Source organism: Cupriavidus sp. BIS7, from assembly GCF_000292345.1.
Lineage (GTDB): Bacteria > Pseudomonadota > Gammaproteobacteria > Burkholderiales > Burkholderiaceae > Cupriavidus.
The window spans coordinates 62,299-86,708 of the sequence record NZ_ALOU01000016.1 but is presented as its reverse complement, the minus strand read 5'-3'; the positions used below and the strand labels follow the sequence as shown (position 1 = coordinate 86,708).

The window sequence follows — 24,410 nt, the reverse complement described above, 5'->3', positions numbered from 1 at the left end:
GCAACACAACCACGGAGGTCTTAAACATGAAGAAGCAGTACAAGCCGGCTCTCAAGCTGGCGGCAATCGCAGCCACCCTTTTCTCCGGCGCGGCCATGGCCCAGTCCAGCGTGACGCTGTACGGCATGGCCGATGCTTTCATCGGAGGCGTCAAGAACCCGGGCTCGAGCGACCGTGCCTACGTGGTCAACTCGGGTGGCATGCAAACCTCGTACTGGGGCATCAAGGGTACCGAGGACCTGGGCATGGGCACGAAGGCCATTTTCGACCTGAACGGTTTCTTCCGCCCGGACACCGGCAGCATGGGCCGCTTCACCGGCGACTCGATGTTCAGCCGTAACGCCTTCGTGGGCCTGACGAACGAAAGCTACGGCGCGCTGAAGCTGGGCCGCAACACCACGCCTTACTTCGTGTCGACGATCCTGTTCAACCCGCTGATCGACTCGTACACGTTCAGCCCGATGATCTTCCACACGTACTTCCCGACCCCGGCAGGTGCGGTGTTCGATCCGGGCATCATCGGCGACTCCGGCTGGAACAACTCGCTGCTCTACTCGACGCCGAACTTCGGCGGCCTGACCGCGAACTTCATCTACGGCTTCGGCGAATCGCCGGGCAACAATGGCAAGAACAAGTGGGGCGGCAACCTGACCTACTTCGCAGGCGACTTCGCGGCCACGCTGGCATTCCAGCAGGTCAAGTTCGACGTCGTGCCGTTTGACCCGCAGAACCCGCAGCTCGCGGGCCTCGACAGGCAGTCCGCCGTCCAGGCAGGCGTCACGTATGACTTCAAGATCGTCAAGGCCTTCCTGCAGGGCCAGTACATCAAGACGAACTTCAACGCGAGCCCCACGGGCAACATCAAGCACATCGACGGCCAGGCTGGCGTCTCGGTGCCGGTTGGCGCTGGCAGCGTACTGGCCTCGTACACCTACGGCCGCGTGCTGAACGAAGTTGCCGGCATCAAGCGCAATACGTTTGCCGTTGCCTACGACTACAACCTGTCGAAGCGTACGGACGTCTACGGCGCGTACTACTACGACAAGACCTCGGGTGTCGAGCATGGCGACACCTTCGGTGTCGGCGTGCGCCACCGGTTCTGATACCGGCACATTCCGCCGCATCGACCGTCACACAGCCCGCCCTTCCGGCGGGCTTTTTGTTGCGCAGCGTCATGACACGGGCGCCACAATGCTGCCCTGCAATGCAACAAGGCGCAATCAATGCGACATGGGAAGTTCCTGCTCCATAGTCCGATTCAATTGGCGGGGTCCGCCTCCGCGCCCTAGATTGGTTTTCCGGACTGTGTGCCGGCCCACGTAAACAGGAACGAATGAGGTGACGCATGCGGCGCTATGTGAAATCCCGGTCGGAACTGATGGCCATCCTGAGCCAGTGCCTGGATAACAACCCAGAATGCGGCGAGGTTGAGTTGCACGCGATGCGCGTACACCAGCCGGACCATACGGGTTGCAACTGGAGCGCTGAGGTTGATTTTCGCCAGGACACCTTCGACGATCTGGCACAGCAGATGGCCGCGGCCCGTTCGATCATCGTGGTGATGCGGGAGCAGTACAACGTGCTGCAGTAGGTAGTTGGTATAAAGGGCACGACCCGTGCGTACTGACCCGCCGACGCGCTGACACCCCGGCAGACGTGCCAGCGCACCGACAAAGAAATCGGGCCGCTTGAGGCGGCCCGATTTCATTTTGCTTCCTTCTTCCAGAGGCCTTCAGCCTCTGTAAATCATCGCTTGGCGTTGCACTCCGCCACGGCCACGGCCGTCATGTTGACGATACGGCGGGTCGTAGCCTGCGGGTTCAGGATGTGCACCGGCTTGGCCGCGCCCAGCAGGATCGGGCCCACCGTCACGCCCTGGCCGCCCGTCATCTTGAGCAGGTTGAACGCGATGTTGGCGGCATCCAGTGTCGGCATCACCAGCAGGTTGGCGCTGCCCGACAGCTTGGTGGTCGGCAGGAAATGGCGGCGCACATCTTCATCGAGCGCCGCGTCGCCCTGCATTTCGCCTTCCACTTCGAGCTGCGGCGCCACGCGCGCCAGGATTGCGGCCGCTTCGCGCATCTTGCGCGCCGACGCGCGGTTCGACGAACCGAACATCGAGTGCGACATCATCGCCACCTTCGGGTGCAGGCCGAAGCGCGCGATTTCCTCGGCGGCGAGTTGCGCGATAGCCGCCAGTTCCTCGGCGCTCGGATCTTCGTTGACGAAGGTGTCGGTGATGAACAGCGTGTGCTTTTCGAGCATCAGCGCGTTCATGGCCGCGAACACCTTGGCGTCCGGCGCCAGCCCGATCACATCACGAACGTGCTCCAGATGTGCCTCGAAGCGGCCTACCGTGCCGCACAGCAGCGCGTCGGCATCGCCCATGTGCATCAGCATCGCGCCGATCAGCGTGTTGGACCGGCGCAGCGCCACCTTGGCCATGTCCGGCGTCACGCCGTCGCGGCCACGCAGCGCGTGGTATTCCTCGTGATAGGCGCGATAGCGCGGATCGTCCTCGGGGTTGATCAGCTCGAAATCGACGCCCGGACGCAGGCGCAGGCCGGCCTTGTCGATACGCATCTGGATCACGTGCGGACGGCCGATCAGGATCGGGCGGGCCAGGCCTTCATCCACCACACCCTGCACCGCGCGCAGCACGCGCTCTTCTTCGCCCTCGGCATAGGCCACGCGCTTCGGCGCGGCCTTGGCAGCCGTGAACACCGGCTTCATGATCATGCCGGTGTGGTAGACGTAGCTGGTCAGCTGCTGGCGGTAGGCTTCGAGGTCCTTGATCGGACGGGTAGCCACGCCCGACTCTTCGGCAGCCTTGGCCACGGCCGGCGCGATCTTCTCGATCAGGCGCTGGTCGAACGGCGTCGGGATGATGTAGTCCGGGCCGAACTTCAGTTCACGGCCACCGTAGGCAGCGGCCACGGCATCGTTCAACTCGGCTTCGGCCAGCTCGGCGATGGCCTTCACGCAGGCCAGCTTCATTTCCTCCGTGATCTTCGTGGCGCCGCAATCGAGCGCGCCGCGGAAGATGTACGGGAAGCACAGCACGTTATTGACCTGATTCGGATAGTCCGAACGGCCCGTGGCGATGATGCAGTCCGGACGCGCGGCCTTGGCCACTTCCGGGCGAATTTCCGGTTCCGGATTGGCCAGCGCCAGGATGATCGGGCGGTCGGCCATGGTCTTGACCATGTCGGCGGTCAGCACGCCGGCGGTCGAGCAGCCCAGGAACACGTCTGCGTCCTTGACGATGTCGGCCAGCGTACGGGCCGAAGTGTCCTGCGCATAGCGGGCCTTGTTGGCTTCCATGTTGGCATCGCGGCCCTGGAAGATCACGCCCTTCGAGTCGACCACGAAGACGTTCTCGCGCTTCACGCCCAGGCTGACCATCGTGTCCAGGCAGGCGATCGCGGCAGCACCGGCGCCCGACACAGCCAGCTTGACCTTGCCGACGTCCTTGCCCACGACCTTCAGGCCGTTAAGCAGCGCTGCGGTCGAGATGATGGCCGTGCCGTGCTGGTCGTCGTGGAAGACGGGAATGTTCATGCGCTCGCGCAGCTTCTTCTCGATGTAGAAGCACTCGGGCGCCTTGATGTCTTCCAGGTTCACGCCGCCGAGCGTCGGCTCCAGCGCCGCCACGATCTCGACAATCTTGTCCGGGTCGCGCGCATCGAGTTCGATGTCGAACACATCGATCCCGGCGAACTTCTTGAACAGACAGCCCTTGCCTTCCATCACGGGCTTGCCGGCCAGCGGGCCGATATCGCCCAGGCCCAGCACGGCGGTGCCGTTGGTCACCACCGCCACAAGGTTGGCGCGCGAGGTGTACTCGGCGGCCATCGAGGGGTCCTTGTGGATTTCCTCGCAGGCATATGCCACGCCCGGCGAGTAAGCCAGCGACAGGTCGCGCTGGTTGGAAAGCGCCTTGGTGGCCGTTACCTGGATCTTCCCCTTGGTCGGGCTGCGGTGGTATTCCAGCGCTGCCAGGCGCAGTTGCGCTTCGGGGCTATTCGGGACATGTTGCGGTGCATCACCGCTGGTCTTGCTGCTCATTCTCTGCTCGTCCGGGTAGAGGCTGGTAAAAATCGAGGAGCCATTCTAGCCCAGCCACCACGTGGCGGCAGGGCTTTCCCTAGTGCGATTGGAAGATTTTGCCGGTATCGAGGGCAAAACTGCTTTTACCGTGCGGTAAGCAATGCCGTTTGTCTCACCGGTGAACGGAAATTGCGCGCGGCTACTTTTTGTCCTTGTCGACCTCCAGCGTCACGTGGCGCGGGCGCCCGCTCTCGCCGGGGAAATCCGTGAACGCACTGCGGATCATGTAGGGCATGACGGCGGCCGGGTTGCCGCTCTCGGTCGTGTTGGTGGCAGTCACCTGATAGACACGCTTGCCGCTGGCGGCATCCTTGAAATAGACGCGCAGGCTCGAATAGGTCACGGGCACGTCGCGCACCACCGTCTGTGGCGGCCAGTAGCCGGGGCCCCAACCCCACGGGCCATAGGGCCTGTACCAGCCACCATACGGGCCCCAGTACGGCCCCCATGGCCCGTACCATGGGTCTGGATAGACCGTCTCGGCCACCTGCACCATGCCGGGTGCCGCGTCGTAGTCCATCGTCACCAGATAGCGCGCCTGTCCTGCCGGCCGCTGTTCAAAGCCAATCCCGGCCAGTGCATCGGCCAGCCATTGCTCGAAGGTCTGGCGCTCAAGCTGCGCTTCCTGCTGCTGCGTATGCTCGAACGCATACGTGCGCGGCGCGTCGTTCTGCCAGCCGGTCTGCCTGAACGCCGTGACCTCGGTCGTCACGGTGGTAGCGCATCCCGCGAGCCACAGCGCGCAGACCGCCACCAGCGCCCACATGCTTCCCTTGCGTCCCCAACTCATCACTGCTTCCCACGATCCCTGCATTGCCAGCTACCTCATTCTTCCTGGTTCTGTTTTCCCGCTTCTATTGCTTCTATTGCTTCGCTTGATTCGATTGCATTTCCTCAGACAGGAACGGCCGCTCCGAATTCCCACGCCGGCTCTGGCAGCCCGCATGGCCCGGACCCCTTGGCTACAATGAGGGCTTCGAGGGCCGTCGCGTTCTTCAGCACGCCGCCCGCCCCCCGGTCACTCCGAAGACAGGATTCCCCCATGCTGCGCACCGATACGCCCGTTACCGTCTATCGCAAGGACTATACCCCGCCCGCCTTTGCCATCGACCATGTCGACCTGGTTCTCGACCTTGACCCGCAGCGCACCATCGTCACCAGCACGCTGAAGATTCAGCGTACCGGCGCGGCCGATGCTCCGCTGGTGCTGGTCGGCGAGGAACTCGAACTGATTGGCGTGCGCATCGATGGCCAGCCGCTGGCCGGCTTCAAACAGGACGACGGCAAGCTGACCCTGACCGGCCTGCCCGCGCAAGGCACGCTGGAAATCACCTCGGCCTGCAATCCTGCCGCCAACACGACGCTGTCGGGCCTGTACGTCTCCAACGGCAACTTCTTCACGCAGTGCGAAGCCGAAGGCTTCCGGCGCATCACGTACTTCCTCGATCGCCCGGACGTGATGACAACCTACCGCGTCACGCTGCGCGCCGATCGGACGGCGAGCCCCGTGCTGCTGTCGAACGGCAACCTGCTTTCGCAGCGCGAACTGCCTGACGGCCGCCATGAAGCGGTGTGGGAAGACCCGTTCCGCAAGCCTTCGTACCTGTTCGCGCTCGTGGCGGGCAAGCTCGATCGCATCGAGGAGACCATCGTTTCCGCTTCGGGCAAGCAGAAGCTGCTGCAGGTCTGGGTGGAGCCGCAGGACCTGGACAAGACACGCCACGCCATGGATTCGCTGGTCCACGCGATCCGCTGGGACGAGCGGCGCTTCGGCCTGGAACTCGACCTGGACCGCTTCATGATCGTCGCCGTCGGCGACTTCAACATGGGCGCGATGGAGAACAAGGGCCTGAACATCTTCAACACGAAGTACGTGCTGGCCAACGCGCAGACCGCGACCGATGTCGATTTTGCGAACATCGAATCGGTTGTGGCGCACGAATACTTCCATAACTGGACTGGCAACCGCGTGACCTGCCGCGACTGGTTCCAGCTTTCGCTCAAGGAAGGCCTGACCGTGTTCCGCGATCAGGAGTTCTCGGCCGACATGATGGGATCGGAATCGGGCCGTGCGGTCAAGCGCATCGAAGATGTGCGCGTGCTGCGTCAGGTGCAGTTCCCCGAGGATGCCGGCCCGATGGCCCACCCGGTGCGCCCTGACAGCTATGAAGAGATCAACAATTTCTACACGGTCACGGTCTACGAGAAAGGCGCCGAGGTCGTGCGCATGTACCAGACCCTGCTGGGCCGCGACGGCTTCCGAAAGGGCATGGACTTGTACTTCCAGCGCCATGACGGCCAGGCCGTGACGTGCGACGACTTCCGTGCGGCAATGGCCGACGCCAACGGCCGTGACCTGACGCAGTTTGGCCACTGGTACAGCCAGGCAGGCACGCCGGTGGTCACCGTCAAGACTGCGTGGGATGCCGCCGCCGGGGCGCTGACATTGACGCTTTCGCAGCGTTGCCCGAAGGTCGGCATAGAAACCCGCCCAGGCACGCCGGAAAAGCAACCGTTCCATATCCCGTTTGCACTGGGCCTGATCGACGCCGAAGGCAACGACCTGCCGCTGCAACTGGACGGCGAAAGCAGCGCGGCGGCCACCACGCGCGTGCTCGATTTCACGAAGGCCGAACAGATCTTCCGCTTTATCAACCTGCCGCGCGGTGCCAAGGCGCCGCTGCCTTCGCTACTGCGCAATTTTTCGGCGCCTGTCATCGTCGACTACGAATACAGCGATGCCGAACTGACCTTCCTGCTCGCGCATGACAGCGATGCCTTCAACCGCTGGGAAGCGGGCCAGCGCCTGGCCACGCGCGCACTGCTGCAACTGGTTGGCGATGTCCAGGCAGGCCGCGAACTGAAACTGGACCCTGCGCTGGTGTCGGCTTTCCGCACGGTGCTGACCGATGGCACGCTGAATCCGGCGTTCCGCGAGCAGGCGCTGATGCTGCCGGCCGAAGCCTACCTGGCCGAACGCATGGGCGTGGCCGACCCGGCCGCGATTCACCGTGCGCGGCTGTTCATGCGCGAAGGCCTGGCGCACGCGCTGAAGGCCGAATGGCTGGCGGCGTACGAAGCCAATGCCACGCCGGGCGCCTACAGCCCCGATGCCGACTCGATGGCCAAGCGTGCGCTGCGCAACCTGGCGCTCGGCTATCTGGCCGACAGCGGAGACGCAGACATGCAGGCGCTGGCCGACCGCCACTATCAGCAATGCGACAACATGACCGACCGCTTCGCTGCGTTGTCAGCGCTGGTCAACAGCTTTGCGCCGGGCCGCGAACATGCGCTGGCTGATTTCTACGAGCGCTTCGAGGACGACGCACTCGTCATCGACAAGTGGTTCTCGCTGCAAGGCATGCAGCGCGGTGAAGTCGGCCCGCATGCCGGCAAGCGTACGATCGACACGGTGCGTGCGCTGATGGAGCACCCGGCATTCAACCTGCGCAACCCGAACCGGGCCCGATCGCTGATCTTCAGCTTCTGCTCGGGCAACCCGGCACAGTTCCACGCGCAGGACGGCTCGGGCTACGCGTTTTGGGCCGATCAGGTACTGGCGCTCGATGCGATCAACCCGCAGGTGGCTGCGCGTCTGGCCCGCGTCATGGACCGCTGGCAGAAATACGAAATGCCGCTGCGCGAGCGCATGCGCGCGGCGCTGGAACGCGTGGCAGCATCGTCGGCACTGTCGCGCGATGTGCGCGAGATCGTCAGCAAGGCCCTGGGCGCCTGACCCGGATTGGACATGTCCGTAGCTGCACACATGTAGAATTGCGGCCATCCAAGGAGAACCCCACCATGACACGCATCAGCCTCACCCGCTATCTGGTCGAGGAGCAGCGCAAGCACAACACGATCCAGCCGGAACTCCGCCTGCTGATTGAAGTGGTTGCGCGTGCCTGCAAGGCCATTTCCAACGCCGTCAGCAAGGGCGCCCTCGCGGGCGTACTGGGCTCGGCCGGCACCGGCAACATTCAGGGCGAAACGCAGCAGAAGCTCGACGTAATCGCCAACGAAGTGCTGCTGGACGCCAACGAATGGGGCGGCCACCTCGCGGCGATGGCTTCCGAAGAGATGGATTCGTTCTACGAAATCCCGAACCGTTACCCGAAGGGCGAATACCTGCTGATGTTCGATCCGCTCGACGGTTCGTCGAACATCGACGTGAACGTGTCGATCGGTACGATCTTCTCGGTCCTGCACATGCCCAAGCCGGGCCAGACCGTGACCGAGCACGACTTCATGCAGCCGGGCACGCATCAGGTGGCTGCCGGCTACGCCGTGTACGGTCCGCAGACCACGCTGGTGCTGACCGTCGGCAATGGCGTGCACATGTTCACGCTGGACCGCGAGGCCGGCAGTTTCGTGCTGACGCAATCGGACGTGAAGATCCCGGAAGACACCAAGGAATTCGCGATCAATATGTCCAACATGCGGCACTGGGCCCCGCCCGTGCGCAAGTACATCGACGAATGCCTGGCCGGTGATGAAGGCCCGCGCGGCAAGAACTTCAATATGCGCTGGGTCGCCTCGATGGTGGCCGATGTGCACCGCATCCTGACGCGCGGCGGCATCTTCATGTATCCGTGGGACAAGCGCGAGCCCGAGAAGCCGGGCAAGCTGCGTCTGATGTATGAAGCCAATCCGATGGCATTCCTGGTCGAACAGGCTGGTGGCGCCGCCACCAACGGACATCAGCGCATCCTCGACGTGGAACCGACCAAGCTCCACCAGCGCGTTTCGGTGATTCTTGGCTCGAAGAACGAAGTCGATCGCGTCACGCGATACCACCAGGAAGACGCCGCCAAGGCTTAATCCGGACCTCAGCGAAAACTGGACCAGGGCGCTTCGGCGCCCTGTTTCATTTTCCGTCGTCTGCCGAGTGCGTGGCAGGGATTGGTGAAACGTGAAAAAGAGAGCTGCATTGCCCGCTTATTTGCCCGCGACGCGGACGCCACTCGTGCGATGCTTACGCCTGTCGCATTCGTCCGAGGCGACGGGCGACGATGCTTGAGCAACGACCGCCGAAGCGGGTTTTCGGAAAAAAACTGCGCAAGGGGCTTCACAAAGCTCAAAGTCGCTGATAGTATTGCGGGCTCTATCCGATTCGATCAATTCGCAAGCAGCAACGCAAAAGTCGGTTGAGCGGTAGAGCAGGTTTCGCAAGTTTAAGGTTTCGCCGGTGTAGCTCAGTTGGTAGAGCAGCGCATTCGTAATGCGAAGGTCGTAGGTTCGACTCCTATCTCCGGCACCACTTGAAAGTAGAAAGGGCAACCCGTCTGGGTTGCCCTTTTTGCTTTGTAGCGTTCTACCAAGCGTGGTTTTGATAAGCGCGGGTTTTGGTAATCGCAGGCTTGGTAATCGCAGGCTTGGTAATCGCGGGCTTGGTAACCGCGGGCTTGGTAACCGCGGGTTTTGGTACCCGAGCGCAGCAGTTGTCGCAGCAGCCGCTGCATGCAGTGTCGTGCAACTTCGTAATCGCTGCGCCAACTGGGGCAAGTGCGAATCAAGCTCCGGCATGGCAACCTCCGTCTGCGCACCGATCGACAATGGCCGCATTGTTGCTGAGCGCATCCGCCATCTTTCCACGCTCCACCATCACGTTCACGCGGTAGTCCGCTTCAGCCCGAAGCAGCCTGCCGCGATTCAGCATCCTTGCAAGTGCGATGGATTGCCAATAGGCAGCGTGTGACCGCTTCAGCCCGGGCCGATAAAGCTGGTTGACGAGCGTCTCGTGCGCGCCGGTCTGGTAGTAGCCGGCGCTGCCCGGCACAGGCAGCGCCGCGTGCCACGCATAGGCTGCGTGATAAGCCGCGTAGTAGCTGCGGCTTATCACCGAACGGTAGTTCGCCTCCCCCACCGCCGCCTCGGCAATACCGAAAGCGCAATGGAGAATGTCCCTCGCCGCGACGCTCATGACTGAAATACGACGTCGAGTTCCGTCGAAGGCGAAAGCCCACGCGCGAGTTGCACTGCCGTCAGCGCCTCGTTGAGGGCGAACGCGTCGATGTCGCTGCCCACCCGCACCACAAACAGCACAGAGCCATCGGCGCCATCGAAGCCGGCATCGACACGCGATACCTCGCAGTCCGCCAGCGACATGCCGTGACGCCGCAGCAGTTCGTCGGCTGCCCGCAGATGCGCTGCCTCGGGATTGCCAGGCACCCCGCCGTCGCCACACTGCGCCAGTACGGGCGCCACACTGCACCGTACGGATTGATCATCCAGAATCATTTCCATCATCGCGTTCTCCTTGCTGGTTGGCATCCACAATGGATGACGGAGATTCTAGGCGCGAAGATCGATGAAAAACCGGGGGGCCTGCAAAATACGATTTGTCTCATCCACAGGCCTACGAGCACATCGTAATTTGCACCGAAGAGGCAATCTCTCAGCTACAGATTCGTCGATCGACGATGCGATCCGAACGCTGACTCCTCATCCGACAACGAACCTGCCCCCTCGTCGTCATCGCCAAGCATGCGCATGAGCACCGCCTCCATGCGCTTGATCGGCGCAGACGTGAGCAGATGCTCCGCACACTGCTTGCGCGCAGCGATGACGGCACATGCATCCACATATTGTCCGACAGCAGCAGGATGCGCGCATGCGGTAGCGCCTGATGCGGGCGCCCGCAGGTCACGTACGGAAGGCGTAACGTGTCACGCGGGCCGTAACGCGTGCCAAACGCGTGCCGTACCGCGGATCGGCCAGCCCCGGAGAGAATGCGGGGCGGGTCAGCTGACCGTGATACGGTCGTCCACCACGCGAACCTGCCCGCCGGTCTTGTCTTCCATGACCTTGAGGACCTTGTGACCGACCTGCAGCGTCACGCCGCCATGGATGCGGCGGCCAACCGCGATCACGGCCTGCTCGGACGGCTTGATCTGTTCGGCCACCCTGGCGATCTCCGCATCGAGCTCGAACAAGTCGCGATTGATCTTGTACATCGTGGCACGCGCTTTCTCGCGAATATCGCCAGTGGCCCGCTCTGGATGCTTGGCGAAGAACGCCACGAGCTGCTGCAGTTTGGCCTGCTCCTCGAGCACCTTGCGACGTCGCGCCTCCAGTTCCGCTTTCTGTTCGTCGGCAAAAGGATTGAGTCCGACCTGCACGACGGTAGCAGTGCCCGCGGGCGCGCCCAGCGTTGCCGTGTTGACGCCAAGCAATGCGCGCGTGCGTCCGCCGCTGATGCTGCCCGGCCCGGTGGACGTGCCAACCACCACACGCTGGCCCGCCGATACGTCGCTCTGGCGGATACCGCTTTCCACGTTCACCTCGGCGTCCGCCTCGACGATCGCATTCTGGATAAAGCGCGCATGGACCGAACCCTTGCTACGCACGCTGGCAATCTCGCTGGGCGCGCCGCCATGTGCGGTTTCGGCCTTGCCGATGATGCCGCCCTTGACGATCACGTCGCCGCCCGCGCGCACGCTGGCTGCCTCGATCGTGCCCTGAACCACCACATCGCCGGTCACGCGCACGGACATGCCCGTGCGGATATCTCCGGAAACGCGCAGCGATCCATCGAAATTGACATTGCCCGAATGCAGGTCGACGGCTTCGACGTCGACCACCGGGCTGACAATCACGCCGTTGGGCAGCACGCGTGGCGAGCCTGCAATCACGGCAATCAGCAGCAGCGGATTGTTCGGATCGGCAGCCACACCAGTCAACTCGGACGCGAACGGCGTATCCACCACCGGGTCGGCGGGAATGGGCTTGCCGAACACGTCCATGCCATCCTTGCCCGATCTGGCCGGCGTACGCCGCATCAGCGCGGTACCGGGATTGACGAGCAGCAGGCTGCCCAGATCGCGCAAGTCGACGCGATCGTCCTCGTTTTCCACCTGCGCAGGTTTGGGCGGCTTGACGAGGCTCTCGAAGCGCGCCGGCGTGCCCTGCACGGGTGCCACGCCACGCGCAATCTCCCGGCCCTCGCAACTGCCGGCCTGGAGCGCCACACCGATCGCCGCCGTGTCGACCAATGCCGCCACGCCCATCGATGCAGCAGCGGCCGCGATCTCATCGGCCGTGATCGGCTGGCCGCCCTCCGGAGGTACCAGTGTCAGCAGCAGCCGCAGTTTGTCCGCCGTGATCTCAAGCTCGAATTCGCCATCGAGAATGTTGCCGATCACCGCGTCAATCTCGCGATCGGTCAATTGGCACTGCGTCAGGAAACCGGTCACGGCAGCGGCATTGAGCCGCGCCCCTTGCCAGCCTTGATAGGCCAGGCAATTCTCAAGACTGGCGCGATCGGGCGGCAAACGCCCCGGCTCCGGTGTAAAGCACGCCCTGACCTGGTCCCCAGGCTGACTGAGTTCCAGGCGCAATCCCGCGTCGGCTGTCATGTGTCCCCGCTTCTTGCTGCATGTCGCAACAGCCGGCCTGGGCCCTTTTGGCCCGGGGACTTTCCGCAAAGACCCACCGAATCCGTCGCCAACCCTGCTTGTCGTCGATGCTTGCTCAACGGCATTTGCAGAGTGAACTTGAGCCCACAAAAGTGGGGGCCGCGCAATTTCGGTAAACTATCGGCCTTTGAAGTCCCCCGCCGCAGGCCCCCTGATGTCAAGCACCTACGAAGTCCGTCCCGGCCAGTCCGTTGAACTGCTCAAGGAACTCCATATCCTGACGCGTGACGGCAAGATGAACCAGGACAGCCGCCGCAAGCTCAAGCAGGTCTATCACCTGTTCCAGTTCATCGAGCCGCTGCTGCGCGAGGTGAAGGACGACAAAGGCGCGGTCTCGCTGGTCGACCACGGCGCGGGCAAGTCGTACCTCGGCTTCATCCTCTATGACCTGTTCTTCAAAGACCTGAAGGACAGTTCGCACATCTACGGCATCGAGACGCGCGAGGAACTGGTCACCAGTTCGCAGGCACTGGCCAGCCGGCTCGGCTTCGGCGGAATGTCGTTCCTGAACCTGTCAGTGGCCGATTCGATCACATCGTCTGCCCTGCCCCAGGCGATTGACGTCGTCACGGCGCTGCACGCGTGCAATACCGCCACCGATGACGCCATCCGCTTCGCGCTGGCCAAGCAGGCGCGGCATATCGTGCTGGTGCCCTGCTGTCAGGCCGAGGTGGCCAGCGTGCTGCGCAAGCACAAGGGAAAGCTGCTGGCAGGCAATCCCCTGACCGAGATCTGGCGCCACCCGCTGCACACGCGCGAGTTCGGCAGCCAGCTCACCAACGTGCTGCGCTGCCTGCAACTCGAAGCGCATGGCTATCAGGTCAGCGTGACGGAGCTGGTGGGCTGGGAGCACTCAATGAAGAACGAGCTGATCATCGCCCAGTTCAAGGACCTTCCGCGCCGCCGGCCCGCCGAGCGGCTGCAGCAGGTGCTCGAATCGGTCGGCCTTGAAGAACTGGGCGAGCGCTTCTTCATCACACCCTGACCGGCTCCCCGGTCAGGGGCCGCGTCAGAGGTCGCGTCAGAGGTCGCTTTTTCCGGCCATCCACTTGAGCCAGCCGGCGTGGCCGAGCTTGCGCACGGTTTCCATGTTGCGCTCGTAGATGTCTTCCGCGTCGGGGAATGCCTCGGCGGCCCGCGCGATGCTGTCCTCGCGCAGCAGATGCAGGATCGGATACGGCGCGCGGTTCGTGTAGTTCTCGATGTCGTCCGGCCCGGTACCTTCGAACTGGTACTGCGGGTGGAAACTCGCGATCTGCAACGTGCCTTCGAGCTTCATGGTGCGCAGCAGGCGATCGGCGAAATAGAGGAAATCGTTGTAGGCCAGGAAATCGCCGAGCGCATGGGGCACGATCAGCAGCGTCGTGTCGACCTTCTCCGGATCGGCCTCTTCCAGCAGGCGCAGTTCGCGCTCCAGGTCGTCCAGCACATCCTCGTCACGCGTTGCGCCACTGATCACGTAGCGGACCTGGTCCTTCACGTACACGCTCTTGGCGAACGGGCACAGGTTCAGGCCGATCACCGCGCGCGCCAGCCAGTGGCGCACGTCCTCGATGATGCGATCGTTGTCGTTCGGGGTGGCCATGCTCGTACTCACTCGCCGTTCGCAATGTGCAGCGCCACCGCCTCGGCCACTTCAATGCCGTCGATCGCTGCCGAGTAGATGCCGCCGGCATATCCCGCGCCTTCGCCAGCCGGATAGAGGCCCTTCACATTGATGCTCTGGCAGTCGTCGTTGTTGCGCCGGATGCGCAGCGGCGAAGACGTACGCGTCTCCACGCCGGTCAGCACCGCGTCGTGCATCGCAAACCCGGCAATCTTCTTGTCGATCTCGGGCAGCGCTTCGCGAATCGCATCGATAACGTAGTCAGGCAAGGACGTGCTCAGGTCGGTCGGCGTCACGCCGGGCTTGTACGATGGCTCCACCGATCCGAGTGCCGTCGACGCACGGCCAGCGATGAAGTCACCAACCAGTTGCCCTGGCGCACGGTAGTCGCTACCGCCCAGCGCGAACGCGCGCTCTTCCCATTTGCGCTGGAATGCAATGCCTGCCAGCGGGCCGCCCGGGAAGTCCTGCTCGGGTGTGATGCCCACGACGATACCGGCGTTGGCATTGCGCTCCGCCCGGTAATACTGGCTCATGCCGTTGGTCACCAGACGACCCGGCTCGGATGCCGCAGCCACCACGGTGCCGCCCGGGCACATGCAGAAGCTGTACACGGCGCGACCGTTGCTGGCATGGTGCACAACCTTGTAGTCGGCCGCGCCCAGCAGCTTGTTGCCGGCGTACTTGCCGAAACGGCTGCGATTGATCAGCCCCTGAGGATGCTCGATGCGGAAGCCCAGCGAGAACGGCTTGGCTTCCATGAACACGCCGCGGTCGTGGAGCATCTCGAACGTGTCTCGCGCGCTGTGGCCTACGGCCAGGATCACGTGATCGCATGGCAGGTAGTCGCCGGTGGACAGCTTCAGGCCGCGCACCTGGCCATTGTCGATGTCGATATCGTCCACGCGGGTCTCGAAGCGGATCTCGGCGCCCAGCGACAGCATCTCGGCGCGCATCTTCTCGACCATGCTTACCAGCCGGAACGTGCCGATGTGCGGACGCGCCTTGTACAGGATATCCTCGGGCGCCCCGGCCCTCACGAACTCGTTGAGCACCTTGCGGCCATAGTGCTTCGGGTCCTTGATCTGGCTGTAGAGTTTGCCGTCCGAGAACGTGCCTGCGCCGCCTTCGCCAAACTGCACGTTCGACTCTGGATTCAGCACGCTCTTGCGCCAGAGGCCGAACGTGTCCTTGGTCCGCTCGCGCACTTCCTTGCCGCGTTCGAGGATGATCGGGCGAAACCCCATCTGCGCCAGGATCAGGCCGGCCAGCAGGCCGCACGGGCCCAGGCCAATCACCACCGGGCGCGACTTCGGCCCGCCTTCGGGCGCGCGGGCCACGAAGTGGTAGGTCATGTCCGGCGTCACGCTCCAGTTCGGCTTGCGCGCCATCCGCTTCACGGCGGCGTCTTCGTCCTTGACCTCGATGTCGATGATGTAGGTCAGCTTGATATCGTCGCGCTTGCGTGCATCGTGCGCGCGACGAAAGACGGTAAAACCGATGAGCCCGTCGCCCTTGACACCGATCTGCGCAAGATGGCTGCGCACGGCAGCTTCCAGGTCGCTTTCGGAATGGTCGAGCGGGAGTTTGACTTCACTGAGACGTAGCATGGGGTACCGATGGTTCTGCGGCCTTGGTGTCTGGTGGCCGGGAGTTACCCAGCAGGGAGCCAGAACGGCCAAGGCGCAATTTTATCAGCCGCCACCATGCCGGGCGCTGTGCGGGCTCGATGATTCTGAATTGCGCCTGGCCTTGCGCCGACAGGCACGTCCAGCCGGCGGCATCGATCACAAGTACGCCCCCGGCACACAATGCGTGTGCGGCCTGGCTGACGCCGCCCGCCAGCCAGCGTGGCGCAGCAGTCACGGCGATGCGGCCATGCTCGACATGCACGACCGAGCCGGCAATCAAGTGAATATTGAAGCACTGACCGGCAACCATCTGGATGGTTCTGGAGATGGGCTCGACGGATTCTGTGGGCGACATGGCATGGGCTCCTCGGTCGGAAAAACATGTCACCAGCCTATCGGCCCGCCTGACTTGCCAACAGGCACAAGCCTTTGGGACCGGAACCAGAACAGATGCGAGATACCGGCCCTGTTACGATACAGATACGCCACATCTGTATCTGTTCCACACATTGCCATCACGCGATGATGCCGCCATGACCGCCGCCATGACTGCTGCTGTATTGCCCCCTTCCTCCGATTTGCCGCTGTACCAGCAGCTTGCCGGCCACTATCGGCAGGCAATCTCGATGGGCACGCTGGCGCCCGGCGACCGCATGCCGTCAGTACGTGGGCTGATGGGATTGCACGGCGTGAGCCTGTCCACGGCACTTCAGGCCTGCCGCGAACTCGAGGCCGCGGGCCTGCTGGAAGCCCGGCCTCGTTCGGGCTACTTTGTGCGTGCCGCCTCTCGATCGACGCTGGCGCCGATCGAGGAACCGGCGCCCGGACTGCCCGATCCTGCGCAGTACGTTGGCATTCACCAGCGCATTTCCGCGATCCTGGCGCGTGGCCAGCATCACCGGATCAATTTCGGGGGTGCCTGCGGGGCGCCCGAGTTGTACCCGACCGCCGCGTTGCGCAATGCCGCCACACGCGCGTTGCGCCGCTATCCAGCCCTATTCGGCAGTTCCGTGGACTTTGATGGTCACCCGGCGTTTCGCGCGGCGCTGGCTCGGCACGCACTGCGCGCAAGGATCAACGTCGCGCCCGAGGACATCGTGGTCACGCACGGCTGCACGGAAGCCTTGACGCTGGCATTGCGCGCGGTGGCCGGGCCTGGCGATGTCATTGCCGTCGAATCGCCAACGTATTACGGGCTGCTGCAGATCCTGGAAAGCCTTGGCATGCGCGCGCTCGAGATTCCGTGCAGCCCGCAGACAGGCATGTCACTTGAGGCGCTGGAACTTGCAGCGCAGACCTACGACAACATCAAGGCCGTCTGCGTGGTGCCGAATCTGCAAAACCCGCTTGGCTGCGTCATGCCCGATGCCCACAAGCAGCGCCTGGTGGCGTGGTGCACCGCGCGCGGCCTTGCGCTGATCGAGGACGATTGCTGCTCTGCCACCATTGACGATGACGTTCCGCTGACCGCTGCCAAGGCCTGGGATACCTCCGGCACCGTGATTCACTGCGCATCGCTCCACAAGATCCTGGCGCCTGGGATGCGGCTTGGCTGGATCACCGCCGGCAAGTGGCAGGCGCGCGTGGAAATGCTCAAGTTCGGCCTGTCACGCCCCAACGAAATGCTGACACAGATTGCCGTGGCCGAATACATGGGCACCGGGGCGTTCGAGCGCCATCTGCGGCGCCTGCGCACCCAATTGCGGACCCAGCGTGAATGGATGGCGCAGAAGGTCGCGGCAACGTTCCCGTCCGGAACCCGCCTGACGCTGCCGCGCGGCGGCCTGCACCTCTGGGTGGAGATGCCGCAGGCCATCTCGTCGGAGACGGTTTTCGAACAGGCGCTGGCCGAAGGCATCCGCGTGATGCCGGGCGCCATGTTCTCGAACTCGAATCGTTTCAACCATTACCTGCGCCTGAATTGCGGCATGCCGCGATCTCCGGAAATCGAGCGAGCGCTGGACTCCGTGGCAAGCATCGTCCGGCGCCTGGCTGCCTGAGCCCGAGAACCTGGGCACCCGAGCGTGGCGCGGATGCCGATTCGAATATCGCCACAGCAAGTTTTCCCCCCGATGGGTGCCGGCTCGCCTATGCTAGTGCGCGATTCGCGGACCATGATGAAAAACAGGGGAGAAAGACTTGGTGCACGTACCCGCCGCCTCGCGGCTCGACAATGACTATCCATCGCTGTTTCAGCTTGCGCCGGTCTCCCTGTGGCTCGAGGACTTCAGCGCGGTACGGCAGGCCTTCGAGCAATTGCGCGCTGATGGCGTAAGCGATCTGCGCCGCTACCTGCGTGCCAATCCCGCGGAAGTTGCGCGCTGTTCATCGCTGATCCGCGTACTGGAGGTCAACCGCCGCACCCTGGATCTGTTCCGCGCAGCGGACCTGGCGGAGCTTGTCGCCAACCTTGGCAGCGTGTTCCGCGATGACATGTTCGACCAGCACGTCGAGGAACTGGGGCAATTGTGGGACGGCGGCATGCACTTCTCGAGCCAGACCGTCAACTACACGCTCGATGGTGAGCGGCTCGACATCCGGCTGGAAGCCAGCGTGATGCCCGGTCACGAACACGACTGGTCACGCGTACTGCTGTCGATCGAGGACATCACCGCGCGTGTGCGCACCGAACGCGACCTGCGCAGCGCCCGGCAGTACGCCGTGGGCCTGTTCGAGCATTCGCCGGTATCGCTATGGGTAGAGGACTTCAGCGCGGTCAAGATGCTGCTCGACGAAGTGCGCGCGGCTGGCATCACGGATTTCCGCACGTTCCTGAACGTGCATCCCGATTTTGTCTCGCGCTGCATGCAGGAGATCCGCGTGCTCGACGTCAATCAGCAGACGCTGACGATGTTTGGCGCCTCGAGCAAGGAGATCCTGCTGTCCAGGCTTGGAGACGTCTTTCGCGACGACATGCGCATCCACTTCGCCGAACAGCTGATCGACCTCTGGCACGAAAAACTCTGGCAGCAGCGCGAGGTCATCAACTATGCGCTCGATGGCCGCTCGGTGGACGTGTTCATGCAATGGTCCGTCTTTCCGGGCCGGGAAGCCGAGTGGGACCAGGTGCTGGTTTCGCTGACCGACATCACCGCGCGCAAGAAGGCCGAGGCTTATGTCGAGTTCCTGGGCAAGCATGACGTGCTGACCAAGCTCTACAACCGCGCCTACTACGAGGACGAACTGGCGCGCCTGGGCCGCAAGGGGCCGTGGCCCATCAGCGTGATCGCGGTCGACCTGAACGGCCTGAAGGTGGTCAACGACCAGTTCGGTCACAGCGACGGCGATGCCTTGCTGCGCCGGACCGGCGAAGTGCTGAAGAAGGCCGTGAGCGAGCAGGCCTGTATCGCGCGAACCGGTGGCGACGAATTCATGATACTGCTGCCTGGTCGCGACGAGCGCGGCGCCGCCACAGTGGTCGAGCAGATCGAGGAAGTCGTCGTGCTCAACAACCAGTTCTATCCCGGCGCGCGGCTGTCGTTTTCGATTGGTGCGGCAACATGCGCCCAGGGGGAACGGCTGACCGACACCGTGAAGATCGCGGATGGCCGGATGTACGAGGCCAAGCGCGCCTACTATGAAGCGTTGGGCAACGAGCGCGGCGCGTTGTAGGATCGGGCAGCAAAAAAGCCGGCAATGCCGGCTTTCTTGCTGCTGGGTGTAACGGGAATCACAGGAACACGATCAGCGCGATGCCGCCGATGATCAGCCCGAACTTGGTCACGTAGTACACGTTCTTGTTCCACGACTTGAAGCGGCGGCGATACTGGCCGCCCAGCCAGACAAAACGGAACAGCTTGTTGATCGTGCCGGTCTGGTCGGTTTCCTCGTTGGGCGAACTCGCAGCGGTCATCACCTTGCGGCCCATCCAGTGGTTGACCGCCGCGGCCCAGCGATAACGCATCGGGCGCTCGATATCGCAGAACAGGATCAGGCGATCCGTCTCGCTCTTGTTCTCGGCCCAGTGCAGGTAGGTCTCGTCGAACACCACGCCCTGCCCGTCACGCCAGCTATGCCGCTCGCCATCGACTTCGATGAAGCAGCGGTCGTCGTTCGGCGTGGACAGCCCCAGGTGATAGCGCAGCGAACCAGCGAACGGGTCGCGGTGCGGGTTGAGCTTGCCACCGGGCGGCAGCTCGGCAAACATCGCCGCCTTGACCGACGGCATGCCGCGCAGCAGCGCCACGGTGTTCGGGCACAGGGCCTCGGCCGACGGATGCTGGGCTTCGTACCACTTCAGGTAGAAACGCTTCCATCCGTACTTGAAGAACGAATTGAAACCTGCGTCGTCGTTCTTCTCGGCCGCCTTGATCTTGCGCATCGCGACCAGGGCCAGGCCCTCGTCACGAATCTGCGGCCACGCGGCGCGAATCTTCTCAAGATCCGGAAAACGGTCGACCGGAATGTAAGGCGTGCGTGGCACCCCCGAGAACATGTACATGAAACAGTTGACCGGCGCGACCAGTGCGGAGTGGTCCAGCAACTGGCGCATGAAAGGCAGACGTACCTTGCCGCGGAAGTGCACATACAGGATGGCACCGAGGTAGGCCGCGACGATAATCCACTTGATCACCCGAAATCCTCCAGGACAGACGCCGCCCGAGTGCCGGGCGGAAAACGGGCTATTTTAGCCAATCGCCGTCCCTGACGCACCCACGTGATTCACAGGGCGCCTCGCGCACTTTCCATCGGGAGCTCAGGACTTGCCGCGCGACTGTCGGGAGATCCGGTCGATCAGCACGCGCGCGTCGTCTGGCTTGCCCTGCAGGGTAAGCAGCCGCGCGTTGAGCACGATGTTCTCGAGCACGAGCTTCGCGGTGGACGCCCACAGCGTCGCCAGCAACGCTTCGTGCGACAAGCCGGAGGTTTCGAGTTCGGTGGATCGTTCGGCAATCAGCTTGCAAGCCATCGCCCGCAGCGCCTCGTCGTCGAACGGCAGGTTTGCATAGTCGATGGGATCCGCCTTCTCCACCTCGACCATCAACTGCAGCAGCATCGCTTCGGTCATCGGCAACCTCCTGAGAAAGATCTTTATACGAAGAAATCCGCGGCCATGTCGGTGTCGGTACGGGCTTCAAGGCGCCCCGATCGGCATGCCTTCACGAAAAGGTCGTAGTCGCGCTCCACCTGATCGGCGTAGGCATTCGAGTAGACGATCATCGATTCGGCCATACGGTCGCTGGCGCCGAGATAACCGCTGATCTCCGCAGCCAGCCCGCCTGCCTTGGCGTGGGCGCGCGCCAGCACCCAGCCGCAAACCCGGCCATAGTTGGCCAGCAGGCCGGCATCCATCAGTTCGATGTCGGCCGAAAACTTCATGTCGCGCAACTGGCGGATGTAGAAATGCCGCCCAAACGGCCCTTTCGACCAGCCAAGGAACAGATCGCTGGCGGCCTGCATCAGACGCTGCCCATCCACCACACGCCGGCCCTCGTGCGAGACGGTCGCCGACTTGAAATAGCGCGCCACAACAGACTTCGAGGCCTCCTTGATCTGCAGAAACAGCGGCTTTCCGTGACCGTCGATCATCAACTGGATCAGGCAGCGCGTGCCGACGCTGCCAACCCCCACTACCTTGAACGCGACGTCCTGCAGCGCGAAATGGTCGAGCAGTTGGCGGCGGTCCGGTGCAAGCGTGGACTTGTAGTCGCCAAAACAATCGTCGACCACCCTTTCGGGGTCATCAACGTTGAGCCAGTCGTCGTCGGATTCAAACAGGGTCTGGGCACCACGAACATGGAACACCGCGGGCGGCGCATCAAGAATGCGCCAGCGGTCGCCTTGTCGTTCGGTGAGCTTGGGCAACAACGATTCGTGGGTACGCCCCGCCGCGCGCTCCATGGCGCGCCGGATGCGCTTCTGAACCTCGGGGTCGATCGCCGATTCGAGCAGGCGGTCAAAGGTAATGCGGTCGTACCAGGTGTCGAGGATGCCCATCTCGGCATACTCGGCCATGCGGTCGCGGTAGCTGTTGACGACGTCGTAGACCATGCTGTCGGCCGCGGCCTTGCCATGCCGGAGATGACGCGCAGCCACTACGAAACTCGCCGCCAGGCGCTTCAGATCCCATTCCCACGGCCCGGGGCTGGTTTCGTCGAAGTCATTGACGTCGAACAGAAGCGCGCGCTCGGGCGTGGCGAAGCCGCCAAAATTCATCAGGTGACAGTCCCCGCAGATCTGCATGGCAAGCGAGGAGTTCGGCGTGCCTGCCAGGTCGTGCGCCTGGATGATGGCACTACCCCGATAGAACGTGAACGGCGAAGCGATCATTCGCCCGTAGCGCAGCGGAATCAGGCGCGAAACGCGGCCTGCACTGCTTTCCTCAAGCAACGCAATCGGGTCACGGTCGACATTACCGACCGTTTCATGATCGCGGCGCTGCACCTTTTGCCGCAGAACCTTGCCGCGCGTGCGGCGCTCCTCCACGTCAGCCTGGATTTCCACACAGCCTCCATGTCCGTTTCGTAAGACACTTCCGATTTGTGCAGCATATGCAACCACGCTAAGCGAATGGGCCCGCCTTGTCAATTTGGTGCCGCGCACGGCGCCTCGTCGCGAAAAGTGCCCAAACGTCACATCATTTCGACCCGCTCGGCAAAATCAGACGCGGCCCTACAAAATTGTCACAACTATCCGTGTAAGCTGTGGTCTGAGTTCCGCATTGCCAACGAGAAGAGCAGATTTCATGACCAAGCGTTTTCTTGCAGCCATGCGTCAATACGTGTGGTTCAAGGGGGTAAAGCATCATGTGGTCCAGGGCGTGGAAGCGCTCGCGGACCTGCTCAAATCCCCGTCCGCCGCGGCCCGCGCGGTCGCCGCCATCGTTGCCGAAACCGAACAAGGCGTGCAGGTGTGGGTGTCCTACTTCGGCAAGCCGATGGATCCGCATACCAACTACGTGCTGTGGCCGAACCGAGCGCTCAAACCCGCGCGCCGGCGCACCACAATGCCGCCGCACCCGCTGCGGGATAGGTAGCCCCCGTCCGCCATCCAGGCGTTTCTCGATCGTTCGAAAAGGAGCAGTCATGCGCGAACCGCAACATGACGAAGCGCTGATCAACAACTTCCTGGAACGTATCTCTGCGCTATCCGTCAGCGCATTCGATGGCGCTGACGTGACCCAGGAACTCACGCAGCTCATGCACGAGGCGAAGCGTCAGTGCGCCGGCGGCAATCGTGACGTGCTGGCAGCCCGGCTGAAGGAACGCATCGACGCGGCCGATCGCGAGGACCAGCCGCAAGTGCGCGACACATTCGCAATGGCCGCGGCGCTGCTGAGCAAGCCCTGACCCCGTGTCCTTTTGGACGCAAAAACACGCGTGACGACAAGGCGCACGAAAGCGCTACGCTGTCACGCGTTCTGCTTTGTTTGAACTGGAAATATTGGCCGGACGGCCTTGAACAACTGGAGGGTATTGATACCCAAGACAAAAGGTCTTGGTTGCGGGGGCAGGATTTGAACCTGCGACCTTCGGGTTATGAGCCCGACGAGCTGCCAGACTGCTCCACCCCGCGTCTGAGAAAAGAGATTATGCCGCAATCATGCGTACGTGGCAAGCATTTTGTGCACCATCAACGAGAATTTGCGCAGAAGCTTGCAGCCACATGACCTCAGGACGCGCCTACGCTATGCGGTTCGTGCGCGATGGCGGGTCAAGTTGCTCGATCGTATCGGCAAGATAGCGCCTTACGTTGTCCAGCGCCTCGAGCCTGGTGTCGAACGGATGGCGTGGAAATGGATTGTGGCGCGGCATCAGGATCTCCCCATCCTCCCGCCGGAGGATTTCGATCAGGATGGCCCATTTGCCCTTCGGCATAGCGACAACCTCATAGATGATCTTGAGCCCTTCGTACTCGGGCATGACGAACTCCTTTTTCTGCTGCTGGCACGCACTTGCTGGCGCGCCCTGCATTCAGATTAGGAGCGATGTCCCAAAGCAAAAATGACCCCGGTCAAGTCATGACCAATGATGTGAGTCTCGACGCGACATAAGCCGTTGCGCATATCGCAATGGCCATCACGTGCCGCGGTGTTAGCGTATCGGCCCGATCAGCCTGTCGATCAGCGCGTATGCCGCGCTGAATGCAGCCACTTCCGCCGCGTGACGTGTCGCGAAGTACTGCTCACCGCTCAAGAGGATTTCCGTATCGCCCGCATCGGATGGGTCCATACCTTCCTGCCCGATGCGCGCTTCGTATCCCCAGCGCCGAACACCACCAGCATCGGCGTCTGCCGTCACCTGGACATATGCATCCAGGCCACGATAGCCTTCCACCCGCCAGTCTTCCTGCTGCATTTGTCGCCTCCGTTGAGGGCATCGACGATAGTGATTGGAGCCAGGCGACCGCCGATGCGTTCCGGCCTGACGCCACACCTCCACAGACAGAATACGCACAAGATGGGAAAACACGCGCGAGAAAGCGCACGGACTGCGCAGAACGCGCAATGCAAAAAGGGCTTCCGTTTCCGGAAGCCCTTTTCTCGTATAGGTTGGCGCGGCTGGCAGGATTCGAACCCACGACCCCTTGGTTCGTAGCCAAGTACTCTATCCAACTGAGCTACAGCCGCAACCGAGAAATGAGATTATATAGAAGTTTTCAGTTTTGTGAACCCCCTTCGTGCATTTTTTTCATGTGAAGGGCTCGGCG

22 protein-coding genes and 3 tRNA genes are annotated in these 24,410 nt (G+C 62.9%); 10 read left to right on the top strand and 15 right to left on the bottom strand.

The window, feature by feature from the left end; translation table 11 throughout:
• Window positions 1-26 precede the first annotated feature (26 nt).
• Both B552_RS0105950 and B552_RS0105945 read left to right on the top strand, forming a co-directional pair.
• The gene (locus tag B552_RS0105950) at window positions 27-1,103 is read left to right on the top strand and encodes a porin (RefSeq protein WP_019448092.1); all 1,077 of its coding nucleotides are present in this window, start codon (window positions 27-29) and stop codon (window positions 1,101-1,103) included.
• A gap of 242 nt (window positions 1,104-1,345) precedes the next feature.
• A complete protein-coding gene (locus tag B552_RS0105945) occupies window positions 1,346-1,591 on the top strand; it encodes a hypothetical protein (protein ID WP_019448091.1) in 246 nt (81 codons plus the stop codon).
• Window positions 1,592-1,746: 155 nt separating this feature from the next.
• Here the strand turns inward: B552_RS0105945 and B552_RS0105940 are convergent, their stop codons facing one another.
• Window positions 1,747-4,068, bottom strand: coding sequence for an NADP-dependent malic enzyme (locus B552_RS0105940; RefSeq protein ID WP_019448090.1), 2,322 nt, complete (start codon window positions 4,066-4,068; stop codon window positions 1,747-1,749).
• Between the two features lie 181 nt (window positions 4,069-4,249).
• Window positions 4,250-4,900: a DUF4136 domain-containing protein gene (locus B552_RS0105935; RefSeq protein WP_193352173.1), complete on the bottom strand. Its 651-nt coding sequence runs from the start codon at window positions 4,898-4,900 to the stop codon at window positions 4,250-4,252.
• A gap of 252 nt (window positions 4,901-5,152) precedes the next feature.
• Between B552_RS0105935 and pepN the strand changes: the two genes are divergently transcribed.
• From pepN to B552_RS0105920, 3 genes are all read left to right on the top strand, one after another.
• Window positions 5,153-7,846 (top strand): aminopeptidase N, encoded by a 2,694-nt coding sequence (pepN, locus tag B552_RS0105930; protein WP_019448088.1) that lies wholly within the window; start codon window positions 5,153-5,155, stop codon window positions 7,844-7,846.
• A gap of 65 nt (window positions 7,847-7,911) precedes the next feature.
• Window positions 7,912-8,928, top strand: a complete 1,017-nt coding sequence (locus tag B552_RS0105925; protein ID WP_019448087.1) for a class 1 fructose-bisphosphatase — start codon at window positions 7,912-7,914, stop codon at window positions 8,926-8,928.
• A gap of 363 nt (window positions 8,929-9,291) precedes the next feature.
• Window positions 9,292-9,367 (top strand) — tRNA-Thr (locus B552_RS0105920).
• 252 nt (window positions 9,368-9,619) lie between these two features.
• Here B552_RS0105920 and B552_RS0105915 read toward each other — a convergent pair.
• The 3 genes from B552_RS0105915 to B552_RS0105900 form a co-directional block, all read right to left on the bottom strand.
• Window positions 9,620-10,030 carry a hypothetical protein gene (locus tag B552_RS0105915; RefSeq protein WP_019448086.1) on the bottom strand — a complete coding sequence of 137 codons (411 nt, stop codon included), beginning with the start codon at window positions 10,028-10,030 and terminating at the stop codon, window positions 9,620-9,622.
• Window positions 10,027-10,356, bottom strand: a complete 330-nt coding sequence (locus B552_RS0105910; protein WP_019448085.1) for a hypothetical protein — start codon at window positions 10,354-10,356, stop codon at window positions 10,027-10,029. The genes B552_RS0105915 and B552_RS0105910 overlap by 4 nt, the downstream gene beginning before the upstream one ends.
• A 494-nt stretch (window positions 10,357-10,850) precedes the next feature.
• The gene (locus B552_RS0105900; protein WP_026035372.1) at window positions 10,851-12,464 is read right to left on the bottom strand and encodes a FapA family protein; all 1,614 of its coding nucleotides are present in this window, start codon (window positions 12,462-12,464) and stop codon (window positions 10,851-10,853) included.
• Window positions 12,465-12,678: 214 nt separating this feature from the next.
• Between B552_RS0105900 and B552_RS0105895 the strand changes: the two genes are divergently transcribed.
• Window positions 12,679-13,509, top strand: a complete 831-nt coding sequence (locus tag B552_RS0105895; RefSeq protein WP_019448082.1) for an SAM-dependent methyltransferase — start codon at window positions 12,679-12,681, stop codon at window positions 13,507-13,509.
• Between the two features lie 36 nt (window positions 13,510-13,545).
• On the opposite strand, the gene B552_RS0105890 is transcribed toward B552_RS0105895, so the two are convergent.
• From B552_RS0105890 to B552_RS0105880, 3 genes are read right to left on the bottom strand one after another with little or no spacing between them, the layout of a single operon-like run.
• The gene (locus B552_RS0105890) at window positions 13,546-14,109 is read right to left on the bottom strand and encodes a DUF1415 domain-containing protein (RefSeq protein WP_019448081.1); all 564 of its coding nucleotides are present in this window, start codon (window positions 14,107-14,109) and stop codon (window positions 13,546-13,548) included.
• An 8-nt stretch (window positions 14,110-14,117) separates the two neighbouring features.
• Window positions 14,118-15,740, bottom strand: a complete 1,623-nt coding sequence (locus B552_RS0105885) for an NAD(P)/FAD-dependent oxidoreductase (protein WP_019448080.1) — start codon at window positions 15,738-15,740, stop codon at window positions 14,118-14,120.
• Window positions 15,724-16,116, bottom strand: coding sequence for a hypothetical protein (locus tag B552_RS0105880; protein WP_019448079.1), 393 nt, complete (start codon window positions 16,114-16,116; stop codon window positions 15,724-15,726). Before B552_RS0105880 ends, B552_RS0105885 begins: the two co-directional genes overlap by 17 nt.
• Before the next feature lie 190 nt (window positions 16,117-16,306).
• Between B552_RS0105880 and B552_RS0105875 the strand changes: the two genes are divergently transcribed.
• Together B552_RS0105875 and B552_RS0105870 are read left to right on the top strand one after the other, a co-directional pair.
• Entirely contained in the window at window positions 16,307-17,761 is a 1,455-nt protein-coding gene (locus B552_RS0105875; protein WP_085958763.1) for a PLP-dependent aminotransferase family protein, read from the top strand.
• A gap of 139 nt (window positions 17,762-17,900) precedes the next feature.
• On the top strand, window positions 17,901-19,373 hold the full coding sequence (locus B552_RS0105870) for a GGDEF domain-containing protein (protein ID WP_019448077.1): 1,473 nt from the start codon (window positions 17,901-17,903) through the stop codon (window positions 19,371-19,373).
• 58 nt (window positions 19,374-19,431) lie between these two features.
• On the opposite strand, the gene lpxO is transcribed toward B552_RS0105870, so the two are convergent.
• The 3 genes from lpxO to B552_RS0105855 form a co-directional block, all read right to left on the bottom strand.
• Window positions 19,432-20,334 (bottom strand): lipid A hydroxylase LpxO, encoded by a 903-nt coding sequence (lpxO, locus tag B552_RS0105865; RefSeq protein ID WP_019448076.1) that lies wholly within the window; start codon window positions 20,332-20,334, stop codon window positions 19,432-19,434.
• 123 nt (window positions 20,335-20,457) lie between these two features.
• Window positions 20,458-20,769 carry a hypothetical protein gene (locus B552_RS0105860; protein ID WP_019448075.1) on the bottom strand — a complete coding sequence of 104 codons (312 nt, stop codon included), beginning with the start codon at window positions 20,767-20,769 and terminating at the stop codon, window positions 20,458-20,460.
• Between the two features lie 23 nt (window positions 20,770-20,792).
• Window positions 20,793-22,199, bottom strand: a complete 1,407-nt coding sequence (locus B552_RS0105855; protein WP_026035371.1) for a DUF2252 domain-containing protein — start codon at window positions 22,197-22,199, stop codon at window positions 20,793-20,795.
• 247 nt (window positions 22,200-22,446) lie between these two features.
• On the opposite strand from B552_RS0105855, the gene B552_RS0105850 reads away from it, so the two are divergent.
• Window positions 22,447-22,737: a hypothetical protein gene (locus B552_RS0105850; RefSeq protein ID WP_019448073.1), complete on the top strand. Its 291-nt coding sequence runs from the start codon at window positions 22,447-22,449 to the stop codon at window positions 22,735-22,737.
• A gap of 49 nt (window positions 22,738-22,786) precedes the next feature.
• Window positions 22,787-23,050, top strand: a complete 264-nt coding sequence (locus B552_RS0105845) for a hypothetical protein (protein WP_019448072.1) — start codon at window positions 22,787-22,789, stop codon at window positions 23,048-23,050.
• Window positions 23,051-23,199: 149 nt separating this feature from the next.
• Here the strand turns inward: B552_RS0105845 and B552_RS0105840 are convergent.
• From B552_RS0105840 to B552_RS0105825, 4 genes are all read right to left on the bottom strand, one after another.
• Window positions 23,200-23,276: transfer RNA gene (locus B552_RS0105840), tRNA-Met, on the bottom strand.
• A 107-nt stretch (window positions 23,277-23,383) separates the two neighbouring features.
• Entirely contained in the window at window positions 23,384-23,623 is a 240-nt protein-coding gene (locus tag B552_RS0105835; RefSeq protein WP_019448071.1) for a hypothetical protein, read from the bottom strand.
• 171 nt (window positions 23,624-23,794) lie between these two features.
• Window positions 23,795-24,058 carry a hypothetical protein gene (locus tag B552_RS0105830; RefSeq protein ID WP_019448070.1) on the bottom strand — a complete coding sequence of 88 codons (264 nt, stop codon included), beginning with the start codon at window positions 24,056-24,058 and terminating at the stop codon, window positions 23,795-23,797.
• A gap of 195 nt (window positions 24,059-24,253) precedes the next feature.
• Window positions 24,254-24,330: transfer RNA gene (locus B552_RS0105825), tRNA-Arg, on the bottom strand.
• Between the last annotated feature and the right edge of the window lie 80 nt (window positions 24,331-24,410).